Consider the following 20027-nt stretch of genomic DNA (forward strand, 5'->3'; position numbering starts at 1 on the left):
GAGGCTACGTATGCGTAACCTACGGAATCGTAGGTTGTTGGCCGCCGCCGAGGGAATACGCCGCCGGGCGGCGCTTGAGTGAATTCACCCGACTGGATGGATGACCTCCCGCGTGCGGGAGGCCCCCCGGGGGAGAGCCGCGAGGAGGTAGATGTGACGGCCCATACCCCGTAGTCTTGGCGCAGCGCGCCCCCCGGTGACGGGAGCGGACGCGCCGGTCCCGGATCGTCTAAGGGCAGGACAGCTGGTTTTGGTCCAGCTTATGGGGGTTCGAATCCTCCTCCGGGAGCCATCCGCGGGCCGGTCGGCCCGGCCCGGTTCGTGGCGGCTCCGTGACGACCCCCGGGGCCGGGGGGCCGGACATCCTCCGCGCACTATCCTCGAAGCCGCCGGGTCGCCGACGTGCGGGTCCCGTCCCCGGCTGCTCTGCCCTCCCCGTGTAACCGAATGAGGAGCCTCCCCCCGTGAGTGCCAATTCGCCTGCCGCCGTTGTCGTGCTCGCCGCCGGTGGCGGGACCAGGATGAAGTCCAACCGTCTGCCGAAGGTGCTGCACGAGGTGTGCGGGCGGTCGCTGGTCGGCCACGCGGTGGCGGCGGCGGAGGAGTTGACGCCCGGGCAGCTGGTCGTGGTGATCGGGCACATGCGGGAGAAGGTGGCCGAGCACCTGGCGGCGCATCACCCGGGTGCCCGGGCCGTGGTGCAGGCCGAGCAGAACGGCACCGGCCACGCCGTGCGCACCGCCCTGGAGGCGCTGGCGGCCGACGGGATCGAGCTCGACGGCACCGTGATCGTCACCACCGGGGACGCCCCGCTGCTCACCGGCGGGACGCTGCGCGCCCTGGCCGGGGCGCACGCCGAGCAGGGCAACGGCGTCACCGTGCTCACCGCCGTGGTGCCGGAGCCGTTCGGCTACGGCCGGATCCTGCGCGACGAGGCGGACGGCGCGGTCGCCTCGATCGTCGAGGAGAAGGACGCCTCGGACGCCCAGCGGGCGATCGACGAGATCAACTCCGGCGTCTTCGCCTTCGACGCCAAGCTGCTGGTGGACGCCCTGGCCGAGGTCACCACGGACAACGCGCAGGGCGAGGAGTACCTGACCGACACCCTGGAGATCCTGCGCCGGGCCGGCCACCGGGTGGGCGCGGTGGTCGCCGCCGACTACCGCGACATCCTCGGCATCAACGACCGCGTGCAGCTGGCGCACGCCCGTCGGCTGCTGAACGACCGGCTGCTGGAGCGGGCGATGCGGGCCGGCGTGACCGTGGTGGACCCGGCGACCACCTGGTTCGACGTCCAGGTCTCCTACGAGCCGGACGCGGTGGTGCTGCCGAACACCCAGCTGCAGGGCGCGACCCACCTGGGCGAGGGCAGCGAGGTGGGCCCGAACTCCACCCTGAAGGACACCCGGATCGGCGCCGGCGCCCGTGTGACCAACACCACCGCGGACAGCGCCGAGGTCGGCGAGCTCGCCACCGCCGGCCCCTACGCCTACCTGCGTCCGGGCGCCCGGCTGGCCCGCAAGGCCAAGGTCGGCACCTACGTCGAGGTGAAGAACTCGGAGCTGGGCGAGGGCGCCAAGGTGCCGCACCTCTCCTACATCGGCGACGCCACCATCGGCGAGGGCACCAACGTCGGCGCGGCCTCGGTCACCGTCAACTACGACGGCGTCAACAAGCACCGCACGGTGATCGGCGCGCACTGCCGCACCGGTTCGGACAACATGTTCATCGCCCCGGTGACGATCGGCGACGGCGCCTACACCGCGGCCGGTTCGGTGATCACCAACGACGTGCCGGCCGGCGGCCTCGGGGTCAGCCGGGCGCAGCAGCGGAACATCGCCGGCTGGGTCGAGCGCAAGCGCCCCGGGACCACGTCGGCGCAGGCCGCGGCGGCCGCCGCGGAGGTAGTGCCGGAGGGCTGAGCGGACGGGCCGCGGTCCGGCGGACGGTCCCGGGGCGGACGGTTCGGGCGCGGGCGCGTAACCTTGGGGTCATACGTGCGCCATAGGGCCTACCGCCCGTGTCCCGGCGTACCGACCATTCCCCGACTCCACCCACCGGCTGGCGGAAGCCTGCCCGCGGTGCGGACGGGACCGGTGTCAGCAACGCGAGGAGACGGTGGCAGTGAGCGGGATCACGACGTCGGGCGAGAAGAAACTGAAGCTCTTCTCCGGCCGTGCCCACCCGGAGCTGGCGAGGGAGGTGGCCGCGTCGCTGGGGACCGAACTGGTTCCGACCAAGGCCCTGGACTTCGCCAACGGTGAGATCTACGTCCGCTTCCTGGAGTCGGCGCGTGGCGCCGACTGCTTCGTGATGCAGAGTCACACGGCTCCGATCAACCAGTGGATCATGGAGCAGTTGATCATGATCGACGCTCTGAAGCGGGCCTCCGCCCGGAGCATCACCGCGATCCTGCCGTTCTACGGGTACGCCCGCCAGGACAAGAAGCACCTGGGCCGCGAGCCCATCTCGGCCCGGCTGGTCGCCGACCTGCTGCGCCAGGCCGGCGCCGACCGGCTGATGGCCGTGGACCTGCACACCGCGCAGATCCAGGGCTTCTTCGAGGGTCCGGTGGACCACCTGTTCGCGCTGCCGCTGCTGGCCGACTACGTGGGCGAGCGGGTCGACCGCGCGAAGCTCACCGTGGTCTCGCCGGACGCCGGCCGGGTGAAGGTGGCCGACCAGTGGTGCGACCGGCTGGACGCCCCGCTGGCGATCATCCACAAGCGCCGGGACATCACCCAGGCCAACACGATCCTGTCGGCCGAGGTCGTCGGTGACGTCCAGGACCGGGTCTGCGTCCTGGTGGACGACATGATCGACACGGCCGGCACGATCTGTGCCGCCGCCGACGCGCTGTTCGAGAACGGCGCCGCGGACGTCCTGGTCGCCGCCACCCACGGGGTGCTCTCCGGTCCCGCCGCGGACCGGCTGAAGAACTCCCGGGTCAGCGAGTTCGTGTTCACCAACACCCTGCCGACCCCGGCCTCGCTGCAGCTGGACAAGATCACCACGCTGTCGATCGCCCCGTCCATCGCGGCCGCGATCCGCGAGGTCTTCGAGGAGGGCTCGGTCACCAGCCTCTTCGAGGGCGTGCACTGATTCCATGCCTGCGGGCGGCGCCCCCGGTCCCTTCGGGGCCGGGGGCGCCGCCGATTTCGCGAGAGGCCGTGACAGCGGTTAGACTCGTGAAACTGCTCGGCGAGGGATGCCGTGCGCCCGCTTCGCGGGTGCCCGATCCGTGATCGACGCGCTGCCGGCTCCGGTAATCCGGGCCTCCGGCAGAGCCGTTGCGCCGCCGAGTGACCCCCGTTATGAGGGTGTGGTCCCGGCGGTTTTTCGCGTTGCCTGCACCCCCGCGCCAGCTTTTCACGAGGAGTGCAGTCGTGTCCGAGATCCGCCTTGCCGCCGAGTCCCGCAACGAGTTCGGCAAGGGTGCCGCCCGTCGCGCCCGTCGCGCCGGCTTCGTCCCCGGTGTCGTCTACGGTCACGGCCACGCGCCGGTTCACCTGAACCTGCCCAGCCACGACCTGATGATGGCCCTGAAGACCCCGAACGCCCTGCTGGTCGTGCCGATCGAGGGCAAGGACGAGTACGTGCTGCCGAAGGCCGTCCAGCGCGAGGCCATCAAGCGCACCATCGAGCACGTCGACCTGCTGCTGGTCAAGCGCGGCGAGAAGGTCACCGTCGAGATCCCGGTCCACACCGAGGGCGAGCTGGCCCCGGGCGGCAACCTGCTGGAGCACGTCCTGCAGGCCCTCCCGATCGAGGCCGAGGCCACCCACCTGCCCGAGTCCGTGACCGTCTCGGTCGAGGGCCTGGAGGCCGGTGCCTCGATCACCGCCGGTGACATCGAGCTGCCCAAGGGCACCACGCTGGCCGTCGAGGCCGACGCCGTCGTGCTGCAGGTCATCGGCGCCCAGGCTTCGCAGGCCGACGCCGACGCCGAGGCCGCCGAGGCCGACGCCGAGGTCTGAGCCTCCCGCACAGCCTGACGCCGCTGCCCCGGCCGCTCCAGAGGAGCGGCCGGGGCAGCGGTGTGTCCGGGATGATGGCGGTGGACATGACCACGAGGAACGGTGGCCCGGTGAGCGGGCGCGGTGAGCGGACGGTCGAGAGGTGCGCGTGGGCGGATGCCCGCGCCGAGCGGAGCGGGACGGGCGCATGAGCGACGAAGCGTACGAAGGGCCCTGGCTGGTGGTGGGTCTGGGCAACCCCGGGGAGCAGTACGCCCGGAACCGGCACAACATCGGCTTCATGGTGGTCGACCTGCTGGCCGAGCGGATCGGCGCCAGGTTCAAGACCCACAAGAGCCGGGCCCAGGTCGCCGAGGGCCGGCTCGCCGGCCGGCGCGTGGTCCTGGCCAAGCCGATGTCGTTCATGAACCTCTCGGGCGGCCCGGTCACCGCGCTGCGCGACTTCTACAAGGTGCCGGCCTCCGCGCTGGTGGCCGTCCACGACGAACTGGACATCGACTACGCGGCCCTGCGGCTGAAGACCGGCGGTGGCGACAACGGCCACAACGGACTGAAGTCGATCACCAAGTCCCTCGGCCCCGACTACCACCGGGTGCGCTGCGGGATCGGTCGGCCGCCGGGCCGGATGGAGGTCGCCGACTTCGTGCTCAAGGACTTCTCCAGCACCGAGCGCAAGGAACTGGACTGGTTCGTGGACCGCTCGGCGGACGCCGTGGAGGCCCTGCTCTCCGAGGGCCTGGAGCGGGCCCAGTCGACGTACAACTCCTGACCCGTGGTCAGGAGTCCGTCCGCCCGGGGGCGGACGACGGTCCGGCCGCACAACGGTCGTGCAACTTCTGGCGGTCCAAACCTGAACAGGTGTGAGAAGTCCGGACGGATCGGATAGCGTCGGGACAGTACGCGAACGGAGTCTGGGGAGTTTCTCGATGCGGAGTTTGCGGCCGGTCCGACGGCTTCGGCGGATCCGGGTGGTACGGCTGAGAAGGCTCGGCCGACGGGTGGGCACCGCCGGTGCGCTGGGCACCGCGGGCGCCCTCGGCGCCGCCGGGGTACTGCTGGGCGGGGCCGGCCAGGCCCACGCCGAGGCGGTGGCCGAACCCGGACCGGGTGTGGTGTCCCCGGAACCGGGCTCGGCGCAGCTCGACCTCGATCTCGGCCCCGTGCTCGGCGGCTCCGTCGGTGGCGACGCGGGCCTGCTGGCCGTCGGCGGCGGCCTGGTCGTGGCGGCGGGCGGCGCGGCCCTGTGGGTCCGGCGCCACCGCGCGGGCGAAGCCGGGGAGTGAGACGCCCGGGGCGGGAGGACGGTCCGGAGGGGCCGGGAGCCGGTAGGACCGGATCCCGGCCCCTGCGGCTTTTTCCGCCGGGCGTGTCACCCGTTCCCGCCCCGCCGCGCGTCCTGGTGGCATGAAGCGGGAATCGATGCGGTCGGGAGGCCCCGCCGAGGGCACCCGGCAGGACGCGTTCGACGAGTTCGTCTCGGCGCGGTACCAGGCCCTGCTCCGCGGCGCGTTCCTGATCACGGGGGACGTCCACGACGCCCGGGACCTGCTGCACGACGCCCTGTCCCGGGTGTACGTACGACGCGGGGCGATCCGCGACCCGGGGGCGGCCGAGGGCTACGTCCGCCGGACGATGGTCCGCACCCATGTGTCGCGGTGGCGGCGGACCAGGCGGGAGGTGCTGACACCCCTGCTCCCGGACACCCCGGTGGCGGCGGTGGACCCCCGGGACGAGCGCCTGGAGGCCGCGCTGCGGTCACTGCCGCCCCGTCAGCGAGCGGCGGTGGTGCTCCGGTACTACGCCGACCTGTCGGTGGCCCAGGTGGCGGAGGAGCTCGGCTGCTCCCCGGCGACGGCCAAGACGCATCTGGCACGGGCGATGAAGACGCTCCGGCAGGAGCTGGCACCGGTGAGGGAGATGGTGGGTCATGAGGGCCGATGACACGGGCGGGGAGACGTACGCCGGGGACCCGGCGGGGCGGGACCGGTTCGAGCAGGAGCTGGTCGTCCGGCTCGGGGCGCGGGCGGGCGGCGTGGGCGGCGTGGGCGGGGGTCCACCGCTGGCCGAACTGCGGCGGGCCGGACGACGCCGGGCCCGGCGGCGGCTGGTGGTGCGGGCGGGCACGGCGGCCGCGGTGCTGGCGCTGGGCACCGGGATGGTGGCGCAGTTCGGCGGACGGGCCGACAGCGCGGGGGCGGTGGGGCCGGCGGGAACGGTGCCGACGGCACGCACCGGGTTGCCGGTCCCGTCCGTTTCGCCGTGGATCCCCGGGCGGCCGACGACGGTCTCGCCCTCGGCGTCGGAGTCGCCCGCGCTGGGGCTGCTGTTGACCTGTCCGGAGGGCCCGGCCTCGCTGCGCCTGATCCGCTGGGCGGAGATGATGACGCCGACGCCCTCGGACTGGTCGCCGCCGCCGCCCCGGTCCGTCCCGTCGACCGGATCGCCGGGCCCCTCGTCCAGCACCGACCGGCACGCGGTCGAGGTGCAGTCCGAGGTGAGGGCGTTCGTGGCGGCGAACTACCCGGACCAGTACTTCGGGACCTGCGTCGACCTGCTGACGAACGAGCTGTGGGTGCTGCGCGTCCCCGGGGGCGACCTCGACCTGCGGGTGCCGGAGGCGGTGCCGCATCCCGGTGTGACCCTCCGCTTCGCGGACATGTCGGCCTCGCGCCGGCACTACCTGGAACTGATGACCCGGATCAAGGAGACCGATCGGGACTACTGGGGGGCCAGGGGGGTGACCGTGCGGGACGTCAGGCTCTCCGAGGACGGCACCGGGGTGTCCGTGGTCACCGATCAGGCCGCCGCCGCGGGGGCCGAGATGCTGGCCCGGTACGGCGCCGAGGTCATCGAGGTGCGGCCGGTCGGCTGACCGCCCGGCCGCTCGGCCGCCGGAACGGGACAGGGCCCCGCGGCGCGTGCGAACGCGCCGCGGGGCCCCGCGGTGTCCCGGGAGGGGGACGGTCAGCCGGTGTTGCGCAGGCCGGCGGCGATGCCGTTGACGGTCAGCAGCAGCGCGCGGGCGCGCAACGGGTCCTCCGTGCGGCCGGTGGTGGCCTCCTCGCGCTGCCGGCGCAGCAGCGCGACCTGGAGGTAGGAGATCGGGTCGAGGTAGGCGTCGCGGACGGAGAAGGTCTGCTTGAGCACCGGGTTGTGCTCCAGCAGCTCGCTCTCGCCGGTCAGCCGCAGCACCTCGCGCAGGGTGAGGTCGTGCTCGGCCTGGATCTGCTCGAAGACGTGCTGCAGCTCGGCGGGCACCAGCTGCTCGACGTAGTGGCGGGCGATCCGCAGGTCCGTCTTGGCCAGCGTCATGGCGACGTTGGAGAGGAAGTTGCGGAAGAAGTGCCACTGGCCGTACATCTCGTCCAGCACGTCGCCCAGGCCCGCCTCGCGGGCGGCGGCCAGGCCGGCGCCGACGCCGTACCAGCCGGGGACGATCTGGCGGGACTGGGTCCAGCCGAACACCCACGGGATGGCCCGCAGGCCGTCCAGCCCGGCGCCCGAGTCGGGGCGGCGGGACGGACGGGAACCCAGGTGCAGCGAGGCGAGCTGGTCGACCGGGGTGGCGGCGAAGAAGTACTTCGGCAGGTCCTCCTGCTCGACCAGGGCCCGGTAGGACGTGTGCGCGGCCTCGGAGACCCGGTCCATGGCGGCGTCCCAGCGGGCCAGCTCCTCGGGGGCCTGGCGCGGGGAGGTGTGCAGCGCGGAGGCGGCCAGCGTGGCGGAGATGGTGAGTTCGAGGTTCTCCCGGGCCAGTGAGGGGAGCAGGTACTTGTCGGAGATCACCTCGCCCTGCTCGGTGACCTTGATCTCGCCCTCCAGGGTGCCCCAGGGCTGGGCCAGGATGGCCTCGTGCGAGGGGCCGCCGCCGCGGCCGACGGTGCCGCCCCGGCCGTGGAAGAGCCGCAGCCGGATGCCGTAGCGGTGGGCGACGTCGCGCAGCCGTCGCTGGGCGCGGTGGATCTCCCACTGGGAGGTGGTGATGCCGCCGAACTTGGAGGAGTCGGAGTAGCCGAGCATGACCTCCTGGATGTCGCCGCGCAGCGAGACGAGCAGCCGGTACGAGGGGTCGGACAGCATCTCGTCGAGGATCCGGTCGGCCTGCTGGAGCTCGTCGGTGGTCTCCAGCAGCGGCACGATGCCGATCTTGGCGATCCCGGCGTGCAGGTCGATCAGACCGGCCTCGCGGGCCAGCACGGTGGCCGCGAAGACGTCGTCGGCGCCCTGGCACATCGAGATGATGTAGGACTCGACGATCTCGTCGCCGAAGCGCTCGAAGCCCTCGCGGATGGTGGTGAAGACACCGAGGGTCTTGGCGCCGGCGGGGTCCAGCGGGGCCGGGGTGGGGGCGAGCGGGCGGCGCGAGCGCAGCTCCTTGGCCAGCAGCCGCTGGCGGTACTCGCGCGGCATGTCGGCGTAGCGCCAGGCTTCCTCGCCGAGCCGGTCGAAGAGCTGGCCGAGCGCGTGGTGGTGCGCCTCGGCGTGCTCGCGGACGTCCATGGTGGCGAGCTGCAGGCCGAACGCCTCGACGGTGCGGATGGCGCGGGCGAGCCGGCCGTCGGCGATCAGCTCGCCGCGGTGGGCCCGCAGCGAGTCCTGGATCATCCGCAGGTCGGCGACGAGCTCGCGGGTGCCGAGGTAGTCGCGGCCCGCGACGTGCGGGGTGCCGCCGGCCAGCCGCTCGCGGGTGTTCTCCAGCTTGAGCCGGATGCAGGTGGCCTTGAGCCGGTAGGGCTCCTCGGCGTTCATCCGCCGGTAGCGGGGGCTCAGCTCGGGCAGCAGCTGGAGGTCGGCGGCGAGCGAGGCGAGCAGCTCGGCGGAGGCGCCGGCCAGCCGCTCCGAGGTGGAGAGGGTGCCGCGCAGGTCGTCGACGGCGGCGAGGGCGTCCTTGATGCCGTACTCGTGCTGGAGGTTGAGGACGTCCCAGGTGACCTGCGGGGTGACGTTGGGGTTGCCGTCGCGGTCACCGCCGATCCAGGTGCCGAAGGTGAGCGGACGGACGCCCTCGGGCAGCTCCAGACCGACCCGGGCGAGCTCCTCCTGGAGCTCCTCCAGGACCTGCGGGACGGCGTCGCGGTAGAGCTCGTCCAGGTAGTAGACGGCGTTGCGGGCCTCGTCGGTGGGCTCGGGGCGGGCGATCCGCAGCTCGTCGGTCTGCCAGAGCAGGTCGATCACCTCGGCGAGGCGGCGGTCGGCCTGGCGGCGGGCGGAGGAGGTGCGGGCCGGGTCGGCGTGGGAGAGGCCGGCGGCGAGTTCCTCGCGGTGGATCCGGTCGAGCAGCTCGCCGATCCGGCGGAGCTTGTTGAGGACGCTGCGGCGGGCGGCCTCGGTCGGGTGCGCGGTGAAGACCGGGCGGACGGCGAGGTGGGCGAGGGTGTCCTTGAGGTGCTTGGGATCGGCCTCGGCCAGCTGGTCGGCGGTCTGCGCGAGCAGCGAGCCCTCGCGGGCGCGGCGGGTGGCGAACTCGCGGCCGCGGTGCACCTGCTCGGTGACGTTGGCGAGGTGGAAGTAGGTGGAGAAGGCCCGGACCAGCTTGGCGGCGGTCTCCAGGTCGATGTCGGAGAGCAGTTCGGCGGTGGCCTCGCCGTTGGTGCGGCTGAGCAGCCGGACCTGTTCGACCAGGCCGAGCAGTTGGGGGCCTTCCTGGCGGACCAGGGTTTCGCCGAGCAGGTCGCCGAGGCGACGGATGTCCGCGCGCAGCGCGGCGTTGTCGGCGTCGACGGGGGTCGGGCTGTCCGCCGGGCTGGGGACCGGAGCGGTCACGGCTGGCTCCCTCGGGGTGGTGGGGTGTTCGGCAACGGCTCATCGTCACAGGGCCGCCCCGCGTGTGGCGGGTGTGACGCGTGCGGACCGCGCTGTCCGACGCGACCAGCATAGGTGTCGGGAGGTGCGCTGTCCGCGAAGTGGCCGGATGGCGGACAGTGATGCCCCGGGACCGTATGTGGTCTGGACCACTTGCGGGCGGCCGGGGGGCGTCGGGAGGGCCCCGGGGAGCGGTCCGGGGGCGGCGGGCGGAGCTGTCGAGGGGGCGCCGCGGGGCGGGTCCGGCCGTGACCCGGTGGGGCCGCGGCGGGGGCGCGCCGTAGTCTGTGGGGCATGAGCAAGTCGCCTGGGGAGCGCGCGCGGGGCCGGTCGTCCTTCTTGTGGTGGCCGAGGCGGCGCAGCGCCCTCCTGGACGCCGGACTCGCGGCCGTGGCGGCGCTGGAGTGCGCGGCCAGCTCGGTCGTGTACATCGGCGGCCGGATCCACCTCGGGCTGGCCGCCGAGGTCGGGATCGCGCTGTTCGGGGCGATGGTGGGCGCCAGCCTGGTGGTCCGCCGCCGCTGGCCCGCCGTGCCGGTGGTGGTGGCGCTGATCGTGATGCCCGGGGTGCCCGGCATGGTGCTGCTGCTGGTGGCGCTGTACACGCTGGCCGCGACCTGGGAGTGGCCCTCGCGCCGTCGGCGGGTGGTGGCGCTCTCCGCGCTCGCCTACGCCGAGACCGCCGGGGTGATCCTGCTCTCGATGGTGGACCCCGGCGATCCGACGATCGAGCAGCCGCCGTTCTGGGGTCAGCTGGTGCTGGCGCTGCTGGTGGCCGCCGGCGCGACCGTGGCCCCGGTGGTGACCGGGCTGTACGTCGGGGCCCGGCGGCGGCTGATCGAGTCGCTGAAGGACCGCGCGCACGGTCTGGAGACCGAGCTGGACCTGCTGGCCGAGCAGGCCAGGGAGCGCGCCCGCCGGGCCCGGCTGGAGGAGCGCACCCGGATCGCCCGGGAGATGCACGACGTGGTCGCGCACCGGGTCTCGCTGATGGTGGTGCACGCCGGGGCGCTGGAGCGGATCGTGGCCAAGGACCCGGACCGGGCGGCGCAGAGCGCCAAGCTGATGGGCGAGGTCGGCCGGCAGGCGCTGAACGAGCTGCGGGAGATCCTCGGCGTGCTGCGGATGTCCGAGGAGAACGCGGTCGAGCCGGACTCGCTGGCCGCGCTGCCGCGGCTGGTCGACCAGTCCCGGGCGGCCGGGATGGCCGTCACCCTGACGGTCAGCGGCAGCCGGCAGGAGTTCACCGGCGAGGCCGAGCAGACCGCCTACCGGGTGGTGCAGGAGGGGCTGACCAACGCGCACAAGCACGCGGGCGGGGCCCAGGTGTCGGTCCTGCTCGCCTATGCGCCGAACGGCGTGCGGGTCAGCGTGGTGAACGCCTGCCCGGGCGGCGAGCGGACCGCGGCCGCGCTGCCCAGCGGCGGCAACGGTCTGGTCGGGATGCGCGAGCGGGTGGTCGCGCTCGGGGGCACCTTCTCGGCGGGGCCGGAGCGGGACGGCGGCTTCCGGGTCGAGGCGGTCCTGCCGTCCCGGCTGGCGGTCCGCCAGGACCGCCTGGTCTGAGGGCCTGCCCCGCGGCGGTCCGGAGTCCGGACCGCCGGCCTCAGGGGGCCGGGAGGGCGTCCTCGGCGGTGCGCAGCCGTTCCGGGGAGGTGCCCAGGACCAGGGCGGAGATGGCCCGGTCCACGGTGTCGCCGAGGAACCACTCGCCGGTGTGGTCCAGGCTGAAGACCCGGCCCTCCTCGTCGATCGCCAGCAGCGCCTGCCCGTACGCCTCCTCGCCCAGCGGGGCGACCCGGACGTCCAGGGCGCGGCCCAGGTCGGCCAGGGTGCGCGGCTGGTGCAGGCCGCGCAGCGGGTCGAGCAGGAACGGGGTCCGGGCCAGCTGTCGTCCCGGTCCGGCCAGGTCGAAGGCGAGGCCGCCGAACTCGGCCCAGGCTTCCACCGCCGCCGGGAACACCTCGTGCCGGACGTCGGCCGGGCCGCCGTGCCCGGCCAGGGTGTCGGCCCACTCCTCGGCCTGCCGGATCTGCCAGCGCCCGGGATGCCAGCCGGCCGCCTTCAGTTCGGCGGCGACGTCGGCCGGGAAGCGCGGACGGGTCCGCGGCTCGGGCGGGCCGAGCGTGGCCGGGGGCGGGGGCGGGGGCGCGCTGGGCGGATTCAGGACGGGCTCCGGTGGTTCGGGGACGGGGGACGGTCGGCGCGCCGGGTGATCGGCGGGGACCGGGGCCGGCGGCTCAGCCGGCGGCGGCCGGGCCGACCGCGACGCTCTGGACGGTGAAGTGCTCCAGCAGCGGTGCGCAGGAGCGGCACGGCGGCGCGTGGGTGCCGTGGGCCGGATCGTGCTCCTCGCGGATCCGGACCGTGGTCAGCCGGGCGCCCTTGAGCGCCTTGCGGGCCTCGTGCAGGCTCATCGGCTTGCGGGCCGCGCGCTTGGAGCGTCGGCCGTCCACCGCGGCCAGGTACTGGGAGAGCAGCACCGCTTCGGGGCAGCGCCCGGTGAAGCGCTCGCGCTGCTCCAGCGGCAGCGCGCCGAGGAACTCGCCGACCAGCGGGTGCAGGGCGGGGCCGCGGTCCGACTTGGCGCCGGCCAGGGTGTGCACCTCGCCGCCCTTCAGCGACAGCGCGGCGGCGACGGCGGGCAGCAGGCTGTCGCGGTGGTGGCGCAGTAGTGGCGGTCCGGCCGGTTGCCCCGTGCTCATGGCGTCGTTCTCCTCCCCGTCTTCCCGCCGGCGTTCCCGTACGTTCTCCCGTTGGCCCTCCGCGTGGTGCAGGGGCGGTCAGGGGTCAGCCTGCCAAACGACACTGACAACCGCGCACCCGGGGTGCGGGGCACGGCCGCCCGGCCCCGGTCCGGGAGCCCCGGCGGTGCGCGGTCACGAAACGTTGGCCGGATCCGCACGGCATCGTCACGACTCGTCCCCGGGTTTCCCGAATCCGCTCCCGGGCGCCCGCGGTGGCCGGTAGCGTCTCAGCAGGCGGGCCGAGGGTGCGATCCGGTGCCGGTGGGGGTCACCGGTGGGCCGGACAACTCCTCCGCCTGCCATGGTCGTTGGGGTCGGAGGGGCTGGGGGCCCGGGCCGTGCGCCCGTGAGCCGGTCCCCGGGTCCACACAGCAAGGGGGGTCTTGCGATGACTGAGACGGAAACCGCCAACGAGGCGCCGGGCGAGCACGTACCCACACCCGGCGCGCCACCGCAGCCCGCGCCGGAGCACCGGATCGGGATCGCGGTGGTCGGGGCCGGCTACTGGGGCCCGAACCTGGTCCGCAACGCGCAGCAGACGCCGGCGCTGCGGCTGCACTGGCTCTGCGACCTGGACGCGGCGAAGTCCCGCCGGGTGCTGGGCGAGTACAGCACCGTCCGGTCCACCACCTCCTTCGAGGAGGTCCTGGCCGACCCGCGGGTCGCCGCGGTCGCGGTCGCCACCCCGGCCTCCGGGCACTACCGGCTGGTCCGGGCGGCACTGGAGGCCGGCAAGCACGTCCTGGTGGAGAAGCCGATCACCACCTCCGCCGCGGAGGCCGCCGAACTGGTGGCACTGGCCGAGGAGCGCGGGCTGGTGCTGATGTGCGACCACACCTTCTGCTACACCCCGGTGGTGCGCCGGATCCGCGAACTCGTGCACGGCGGCGAGATCGGCGACATCCAGTTCTTCGACTCGGTGCGGATCAACCTCGGGCTGGTCCAGCCGGACGTCGACGTGCTCTGGGACCTCGCTCCGCACGATCTGTCGATCCTGGACTTCGTGCTGCCGCCGGGCGTGGAACCGGTCGGCGTCTCCGCCCAGGGCGCCGACCCGATCGGCGCCGGCCGGGCCTGCGTCGCCTACCTGACCGTCCGGCTCAGCAACGGCGCGCTGGCGCACTGCCACGTCAACTGGCTCTCGCCGACCAAGGTCCGCACCACCCTGATCGGCGGCTCGCGGCGCACCCTGGTCTGGGACGACCTCAACCCGCAGGCCCGGCTGGCGGTCCACGACCGGGGCGTGGACCTCACCCCGCCGGACGAACTGACCGACGCGATCCGCCACCGGGCCCTGATCTCCTACCGGGTCGGCTCGATGGTCGCCCCCGCCCTGGTCGAGCAGGAGGCGCTGCGCAACGTGATGGCCGAGTTCGCCGCCGCCATCACCGAGGGCCGGGCCCCGCTCACCGACGGCCGGTCCGGCCTGCGGGTGCTCCAGCTGCTGGAGGCGGCCTCGCTCAGCCTCGAACTCGGCGGCGCCACCGTCCCGGTGGGCACCGGCCTCGACCCCGCGGCGCCCGAGCCGCACCACCTGCCCGCCGGGCGCGACCTGCCCGGCACGTCCGCCATGTCCGAAGCTCAGGAAAGGGCCGCCACGCGGTGAACGCTGTACAGATCGAGGGCTCCCGCTGCCTGGTGACCGGCGGAGCCGGCACCATCGGCTCCACCGTGGTGGACCAGCTGATCGAGGGCGGCGCCCGCGAGGTGGTCGTGCTCGACAACTTCGTCCGGGGCCGTGAGGCCAACCTCGCGTACGCCCGGGAGATCGCCGGCCCCGGTCGGCTGCGGGTGGTGGACGGCGACATCCGCGACCGGGCCCTGCTGCGCGAACTCCTCGAACCGGGCACCGACCTGCTGTTCCACCTGGCCGCGATCCGGATCACCCAGTGCGCCACCGAGCCCCGGCTCGCCCTGGAGATCATGGTGGACGGCACCTTCGACGTGGTCGAGGCCGCGGCCGAGGTCGGAGTCGGCAAGGTCGTCGCCTCGTCCACCGCCTCCGTCTACGGCCTCGCCGATGTCTTCCCGACGCCCGAGAACCACCACCCGTACAACAACGACACCCTGTACGGGGCGGCCAAGGTCTTCAACGAGGGCCTGCTGCGCTCCTTCCACGCCATGTCCGGCCTGGACTACGTCGCGCTGCGCTACTTCAACGTGTACGGGCCCCGGATGGACGTGCACGGCCGGTACACCGAGGTGTTCATCCGCTGGATGGAGCGGATCGCCGCCGGACAGCCGCCGCTGATCTTCGGCGACGGGACCCAGACGATGGACTTCGTCTACACCGAGGACATCGCCCGGGCCAACCTGCTGGCCGCCGCCGCGCCCGTCACCGACCGGGTCTACAACATCGCCAGCGCCGGTGAGGTCTCGCTGCGCGGCCTGGCCGACGCCCTGCTCACCGCGATGGACCGGAGCGACCTGGACGTCGAGCACGGCCCGGCCCGGGGGACCGCCGGCGGCGTGGTGCGACGGCTCGCGGACATCGGCGCCGCCGAGCGCGACCTCGGCTGGAAGCCCGAACTGGGCCTCGACGACGGCCTGCGCCGGCTGGTCGCCTGGTGGCGCGAGCAGTAGCCGCTCCCGCTCCGCCAGTCCCGCCCGGGCCCGCACCCCGCGCGCGCCCGTCCACCGACCACGTCCGCGCCACGTTCGGAGCACGACTGTGTCCAGCATCCCCGTCATGATCCCCTGGCTCGGCGAGGAGGAGGCCGAGGCCGCCGCCGAGGCGGTCCGCTCGGGCTGGGTGGCCCAGGGCCCCCGGGTCGCCGCCTTCGAGCGGGCCTTCGCCGAGCACCTCGGCGTCGAGCACGCCGTCGCGGTCTCCTCCTGCACCACCGCGCTGCACCTGGCGCTGATCGGCGCGGGCGTCGGCCCCGGGGACGAGGTGGTCGTCCCCTCGCTGTCCTTCGTCGCCACCGCCAACGCCGTCACCTACGCCGGCGCGGTACCGGTGTTCGCGGACGTCGACCCGGCCACCGGCAACCTCACCGCCGCCACCGTCGAACCGCTGCTCACCGGGCGGACCAGGGCGGTGATCGCGGTCGACCAGGGCGGGGTGCCGGTCGATCTGGACGGCATCCGGGCGGCCGTCGGACCGCACGGCGTCACCGTGGTCGAGGACGCCGCCTGCGGGGCCGGCTCCGTGTACCGCGGCCGGCCGGTCGGCGCGGGCGCCGAACTCGCCGCGTACTCCTTCCACCCGCGCAAGCTGCTCACCACCGGCGAGGGCGGCATGGTCACCTGCCGGGACGGCGAACTCGCGGCCCGGCTGCGGCGGCTGCGCGAGCACGGGATGAGCGTCTCGGCGGCCGACCGGCACGCGGGGGCCGGCGGCGCGGGCGTGCTGGAGACCTACGACGAGATCGGCTTCAACTACCGGATGACCGACATCCAGGCCGCCATCGGTCTGGTGCAGCTGCGCAAGCTGCCCGCCATGGTCGCCCGCCGCCGCGAACTCGCCGCCCGTTACCGGGAACTGCTCGCCGGTACCGGCGTGCGGCTGGTCGACGACCCGGCGCACGGCACCACCAACTACCAGTCCTGCTGGGTGCTGCCGCCGGACGGCGCCCCCGACCGGGCCGAGCTGCTGGTCCGGCTCGCCGGGGCGGGCGTCTCCGCCCGGCGCGGCATCATGGCCGCCCACCTGGAGGCCCCGTACAAGGGGACCGCCCGGGTGCCGCTGCCCGCCACCGAACTGCTCACCCGGCGGTCGCTGATCCTTCCGCTGCACCACGCGCTGACCGTGGAGCAGCAGGACCGGGTGGTGGCCGCGCTGCGGTCCGCGCTCGGCTGAGCGCCGGGGCGGCCGTCCCGGGACCCACGCGTGTCCGTCCGCCGCGCCTCCGTTCTTCTGCTCGTCCGTTCCGCCGTTCGTCCGTTCTTCTGCCGGTCGGTTCCGCCGACCAGCAGGTTTCGTACCGACAGGTTCCGACCGGCCCAGGGAGACCTCAGGATGACCACCGACCAGCCCGTCCCGCTCGTCGACCTCGCCGCCGCGCACGCCGAGATCGAGGCGGAGGTCAGGGCCGGCTTCGACCGGGTGCTCGCGAGCGGCGGCTACATCAAGGGACCGGAGGTGGCCGGCTTCGAGGAGGAGTACGCGGCCTTCTCCGACGCCCGGCACTGCGTCGGCGCGGCCAACGGCACCGACGCCCTCGAACTGGCCCTGCGCGCCCTGGACCTGCCGCCCGGCGGCGGCGTGGTGCTGCCCGCCAACACCTTCGTCGCCACCGCGGAGGCCGTCCGGCGGGCCGGTCTGCGCCCGGTCCTGGTCGACGCCGACCCCGACCACCTGCTGATCGATCCGGCCCGGGTCGCCGAGGTGCTGGCGGACGCGGTCGCGCTGCTGCCCGTCCACCTCAACGGCCAGCTCGCCCCGATGGCCGCGCTGCTCGACCTGGCCGGCGACCGCCCGGTGGTGGAGGACGCCGCGCAGTCCCAGGGGGCCCGGCAGGACGGCCGCGCCCGCCACGGCCGGATCTCCGCCACCAGCTTCTACCCCGGCAAGAACCTCGGCGCCTACGGCGACGCGGGGGCCGTGGTGACCGACGACGACGAACTGGCCGCCGCCGTCCGGCTGATCGGGGACCACGGCTCGGCCCGCAAGTACGTCCACGAGCGGTTCGGCTTCAACTCCCGGATGGACGCGCTCCAGGCCGTCGTGCTGCGCGCCAAGCTGCGCCGGCTGCCCGCCTGGAACGAGGCCCGCCGGGCCGCCGCCGCCCGCTACGACGGACTGCTGGCCGGTCTGGACGGCATCACCCCGCCGTCCACCGCGCCCGGCAACGAGCACGTCTGGCACCTGTACGCGGTCCGGGTCGGCGCGGGTGGCGCGCGCCGGGACGCGCTGCTCGCGGCGCTGAACGCGGCCGGGGTCGGGGCGGGCGTGCACTACCCGGTGCCGGTCCACCTGCAGCCGGCCTTCCGGGACCTCGGCCACGGCGAGGGGGCGTTCCCGGTCACCGAGCGGGCGGCGGCGGAGCTGCTGACCCTGCCGCTGTTCCCACAGATCACCGCCGCGCAGCAGGAGCGGGTGGTGGAGGCGCTGGCCAAGGCACTGGCCGCCTGAGCCCCTCCCCCTCGCCACCGGTCGCGGCCCGTCCACCCCGCCGCCGCCGCTCTTCCGCCCCGCGGGTGGCCGCCCCGTGCCCTGCCGGTGGCCGCGCCGTGTCCGGTCGGTGCCGGTCCGCGTCCGGTCCCACCGGGCGGGGGGCCGGGCCGCGGGTGTACCCCCTACGCTGTTTCCCAACAAGCGCACCGAGAATTTGCAGCAGCCAGTGGGGGCTCCCAGATGACGACAGGTCGGCCCGGCGTCGCCGCCGCACCGAACGCGGCGTACGCAGGTCAGGTGGTGCAGTTCCCGGACCCGGTCCGTGCCGAGCGGCACCCCGCCGGGGTCCGGGTGGACGAGCACGGCCACCCGGACTTCGGCCCGTACGCCGCCGCGGCGGCCGAGGTCGCCGACCCGCCGGTCGGCTTCGGCGTCGACGAGCTGCGGCTGACCGACTACGTCTCGGCCAACGCCGCGCTGTTCACCCAGGGCCACCCGCTCTGGGCCGACCTGGACACCGCCGTCGCCACCCCGCCCGGCTGGACCTGGCACCACGTGGCCGGCCGGGCCGCGCCCGGCTGGCGGCGGATGGAGCTCGTCCCGGTCGAGGTCAAGGCGCTGCTGCGGCACCACGGCGGACTGGCCGCCTCCTCCGCCGACCACGGCCGGCGCGGCACCCGCCCGCTGCAGGAGAAGCGGGCGGTGCACTTCCCGCTCGCCCTGGACGGCAGCGACCCGATCGGCGTCCCCGAGGACCTCGTGCAGCGGGCCGAGGAGCGGCTGGGCTACCGGCTGCCCGGCGCCTACCGGACCTTCCTCAAGCTCGGCGGCGGCCGCGTCCCCGCCGGGGTGGCCCTCGACCCGGACCTCGGGCTGCTGGTCGACCAGCCGTTCCTGACGCTCACCGAGGAGTACGGCACCGAGGACGTCGTCTACGCCAACAAGTGCCTGCGGGACCACTTCACCAAGGACTACCTGGGCATCGCCTACGTCCAGGGCGGCATCCTGGCGCTGAAGGTGCGCGGCGACCGGGTCGGTTCGGTCTGGCTCTGCCTCTACGACGACGCCCGCGACACCGGTGCCCCGGAGTCCCCCGAGGACCGGGTCGAGCGGCTGCTGCTGCCCTGCGGGGACGACTTCGACGCCTTCCTGCTGCGGCTGGCAGGGAGCCCGCCGGAGCTGGAGACGGTCGCCGAGCTGATGGTGAACGGCGGGTTCGCCCGGGCCGTTCCGGTGGGCTGACGTGGCGTTCGCGGTGGAGCGCAGGACGGGCCGGGAGACGGACCGGCCGTTCGTCGACGGTGTGGAACGAGCGGGGACGATGGGGACAGGGGTGAACCGGGCGTGGTGACGTACGCGCAGGCGCAGGAGCTCGCCGAGGAGTGGATCAACGGCGGGGTGGCCCGGGAACGGCAGCGCGAGGTGCGGGTCCGGGAGTTCGACCTGGGCTTCGTCTGCTGGGCGGTGCAGGCCGCCGAGGGCGGGACCGAGGCCGAGGGGGAGGCCCGGCTGGTGATCGCCCGGGACTCCGGCGCGAGCACCCTCTGGCCCGCGCTGCCCGTCAACGAGGTGGTCCGGCAGTACGAGGAGACGTACGGACGGCCGGTCGCGGCCAACCCGGCCGGGGCGGCCCGGCCCGCACCGGGGCCGGTGGAGGCGACGTCGTTCCTGCTGAGCCCGCCCCAGTGGCTCCAGGAGGCCGGCGAGGCGGCGCTCGCCGCCGAGGCCGAGCGCCTGGGCGCACCGGCGGCGTCCGGGACCCCCGCGTCCGGGGTACCGGCCTCCGGCGCCGGGCCCGCAGCTCCGGTCGCCGTTCCGGCGGGGCCGCCCGCCCCGCCGGCGGCCCCGCCCGCCGCGCCGCTCGATCCGGCAACCGCCGCGCCGTCGGCCCCGGGGGTCCGGTTCGGACGTGCCGACACGCCCGCGCCCGCGCCCGCCGTGCTGACCACCCCGCCGGTCTCCGAGCGCCCCGCCGGGGACGCGCCGACCATGCTCGCCCCGCCGCCCGGCCACGACGAGCCGCACGGGCCGCCCGCGTACGGCGCGGGCGTCGAGGCGGCCACCGTCCTGCTGCCCGACGGGCTGCGCACCAACGGCGCCGGGGTGCCCGGCGAGCCGCGGGCCGGCTCGGAGGCGGCCACCGTGCTGCTGCCCGAGGGCGGTCTGCCCGGTCTCGCGGGTCTGCCGGGTGCGCCGGGAGGTTTCGGGACTCCGGTGCCGCCGGTGGGTCCGCCGTCGGGTCCGCCGGTGGTGGAGCCCGCGCCGACGCTGCTGGCGCCGCCGGACGGTCCGCCCGGTCTCGCGGGTCTGCCGGGTGCGCCGGGAGGTTTCGGGACTCCGGTGCCGGGGACTCCGGTGCCGCCGGTGGGTCCGCCGTCGGGTCCGCCGGTGGTGGAGCCCGCGCCGACGCTGCTGGCGCCGCCGGACGGTCCGCCCGGTCTC

At 74.6% G+C, this 20027-nt stretch carries 16 protein-coding genes, 1 tRNA gene and 1 pseudogene; 15 read left to right on the top strand and 3 right to left on the bottom strand.

Annotation, left to right across the window (positions count from 1 at the left end; all coding sequences use genetic code 11):
- The first annotated feature begins 218 nt into the window (after window positions 1-218).
- The 8 genes from ACIQ9P_RS20440 (at window position 219) to ACIQ9P_RS20475 (ending at window position 6849) form a co-directional block, all read left to right on the top strand.
- A tRNA-Gln gene (locus ACIQ9P_RS20440) sits at window positions 219-292 on the top strand.
- 172 nt (window positions 293-464) lie between these two features.
- Window positions 465-1922: a bifunctional UDP-N-acetylglucosamine diphosphorylase/glucosamine-1-phosphate N-acetyltransferase GlmU gene (gene glmU, locus ACIQ9P_RS20445; protein WP_402357635.1), complete on the top strand. Its 1458-nt coding sequence runs from the start codon at window positions 465-467 to the stop codon at window positions 1920-1922.
- 202 nt (window positions 1923-2124) lie between these two features.
- Window positions 2125-3102, top strand: coding sequence for a ribose-phosphate diphosphokinase (locus ACIQ9P_RS20450; RefSeq protein ID WP_045941401.1), 978 nt, complete (start codon window positions 2125-2127; stop codon window positions 3100-3102).
- Between the two features lie 284 nt (window positions 3103-3386).
- The gene (locus ACIQ9P_RS20455; protein WP_402357639.1) at window positions 3387-3977 is read left to right on the top strand and encodes a 50S ribosomal protein L25/general stress protein Ctc; all 591 of its coding nucleotides are present in this window, start codon (window positions 3387-3389) and stop codon (window positions 3975-3977) included.
- Between the two features lie 187 nt (window positions 3978-4164).
- Complete coding sequence (pth, locus tag ACIQ9P_RS20460; protein WP_402357642.1) at window positions 4165-4746, top strand: aminoacyl-tRNA hydrolase; 582 nt, start codon at window positions 4165-4167, stop codon at window positions 4744-4746.
- 229 nt (window positions 4747-4975) lie between these two features.
- The gene (locus ACIQ9P_RS20465) at window positions 4976-5260 is read left to right on the top strand and encodes a hypothetical protein (protein WP_402357645.1); all 285 of its coding nucleotides are present in this window, start codon (window positions 4976-4978) and stop codon (window positions 5258-5260) included.
- Between the two features lie 121 nt (window positions 5261-5381).
- Entirely contained in the window at window positions 5382-5918 is a 537-nt protein-coding gene (locus ACIQ9P_RS20470) for a SigE family RNA polymerase sigma factor (RefSeq protein WP_402357648.1), read from the top strand.
- The gene (locus ACIQ9P_RS20475) at window positions 5905-6849 is read left to right on the top strand and encodes a hypothetical protein (RefSeq protein ID WP_402357651.1); all 945 of its coding nucleotides are present in this window, start codon (window positions 5905-5907) and stop codon (window positions 6847-6849) included. Before ACIQ9P_RS20470 ends, ACIQ9P_RS20475 begins: the two co-directional genes overlap by 14 nt.
- 92 nt (window positions 6850-6941) lie before the next feature.
- Here ACIQ9P_RS20475 and ppc read toward each other — a convergent pair whose 3' ends face one another.
- Complete coding sequence (gene ppc, locus ACIQ9P_RS20480; RefSeq protein WP_402357654.1) at window positions 6942-9740, bottom strand: phosphoenolpyruvate carboxylase; 2799 nt, start codon at window positions 9738-9740, stop codon at window positions 6942-6944.
- A 333-nt stretch (window positions 9741-10073) separates the two neighbouring features.
- Between ppc and ACIQ9P_RS20485 the strand changes: the two genes are divergently transcribed.
- Complete coding sequence (locus tag ACIQ9P_RS20485) at window positions 10074-11345, top strand: histidine kinase (protein ID WP_402357657.1); 1272 nt, start codon at window positions 10074-10076, stop codon at window positions 11343-11345.
- A 40-nt stretch (window positions 11346-11385) separates the two neighbouring features.
- Here ACIQ9P_RS20485 and ACIQ9P_RS20490 read toward each other — a convergent pair whose 3' ends face one another.
- A complete protein-coding gene (locus ACIQ9P_RS20490) occupies window positions 11386-11946 on the bottom strand; it encodes an SUKH-3 domain-containing protein (RefSeq protein ID WP_402358025.1) in 561 nt (186 codons plus the stop codon).
- A 73-nt stretch (window positions 11947-12019) separates the two neighbouring features.
- Window positions 12020-12484 (bottom strand): YwqJ-related putative deaminase, encoded by a 465-nt coding sequence (locus tag ACIQ9P_RS20495; RefSeq protein WP_402357660.1) that lies wholly within the window; start codon window positions 12482-12484, stop codon window positions 12020-12022.
- Window positions 12485-12914: 430 nt separating this feature from the next.
- On the opposite strand from ACIQ9P_RS20495, the gene ACIQ9P_RS20500 reads away from it, so the two are divergent.
- The 6 genes and pseudogenes from ACIQ9P_RS20500 to ACIQ9P_RS20525 form a co-directional block, all read left to right on the top strand.
- Window positions 12915-14132 (top strand): Gfo/Idh/MocA family protein, encoded by a 1218-nt coding sequence (locus ACIQ9P_RS20500; protein WP_402357662.1) that lies wholly within the window; start codon window positions 12915-12917, stop codon window positions 14130-14132.
- Window positions 14129-15109, top strand: coding sequence for an NAD-dependent epimerase/dehydratase family protein (locus ACIQ9P_RS20505; protein WP_402357665.1), 981 nt, complete (start codon window positions 14129-14131; stop codon window positions 15107-15109). The genes ACIQ9P_RS20500 and ACIQ9P_RS20505 overlap by 4 nt, the downstream gene beginning before the upstream one ends.
- A gap of 88 nt (window positions 15110-15197) precedes the next feature.
- On the top strand, window positions 15198-16328 hold the full coding sequence (locus tag ACIQ9P_RS20510; RefSeq protein ID WP_402357668.1) for a DegT/DnrJ/EryC1/StrS family aminotransferase: 1131 nt from the start codon (window positions 15198-15200) through the stop codon (window positions 16326-16328).
- A 159-nt stretch (window positions 16329-16487) separates the two neighbouring features.
- On the top strand, window positions 16488-17603 hold the full coding sequence (locus tag ACIQ9P_RS20515) for a DegT/DnrJ/EryC1/StrS family aminotransferase (RefSeq protein ID WP_402357671.1): 1116 nt from the start codon (window positions 16488-16490) through the stop codon (window positions 17601-17603).
- Window positions 17604-17825: 222 nt separating this feature from the next.
- Complete coding sequence (locus ACIQ9P_RS20520) at window positions 17826-18827, top strand: SMI1/KNR4 family protein (RefSeq protein ID WP_402357674.1); 1002 nt, start codon at window positions 17826-17828, stop codon at window positions 18825-18827.
- Window positions 18828-18929: 102 nt separating this feature from the next.
- Window positions 18930-20027: pseudogene (locus tag ACIQ9P_RS20525) on the top strand (hypothetical protein); the annotation flags it as partial.

The organism is Kitasatospora sp. NPDC094019, from assembly GCF_044764505.1.
Lineage (GTDB): Bacteria > Actinomycetota > Actinomycetes > Streptomycetales > Streptomycetaceae > Kitasatospora.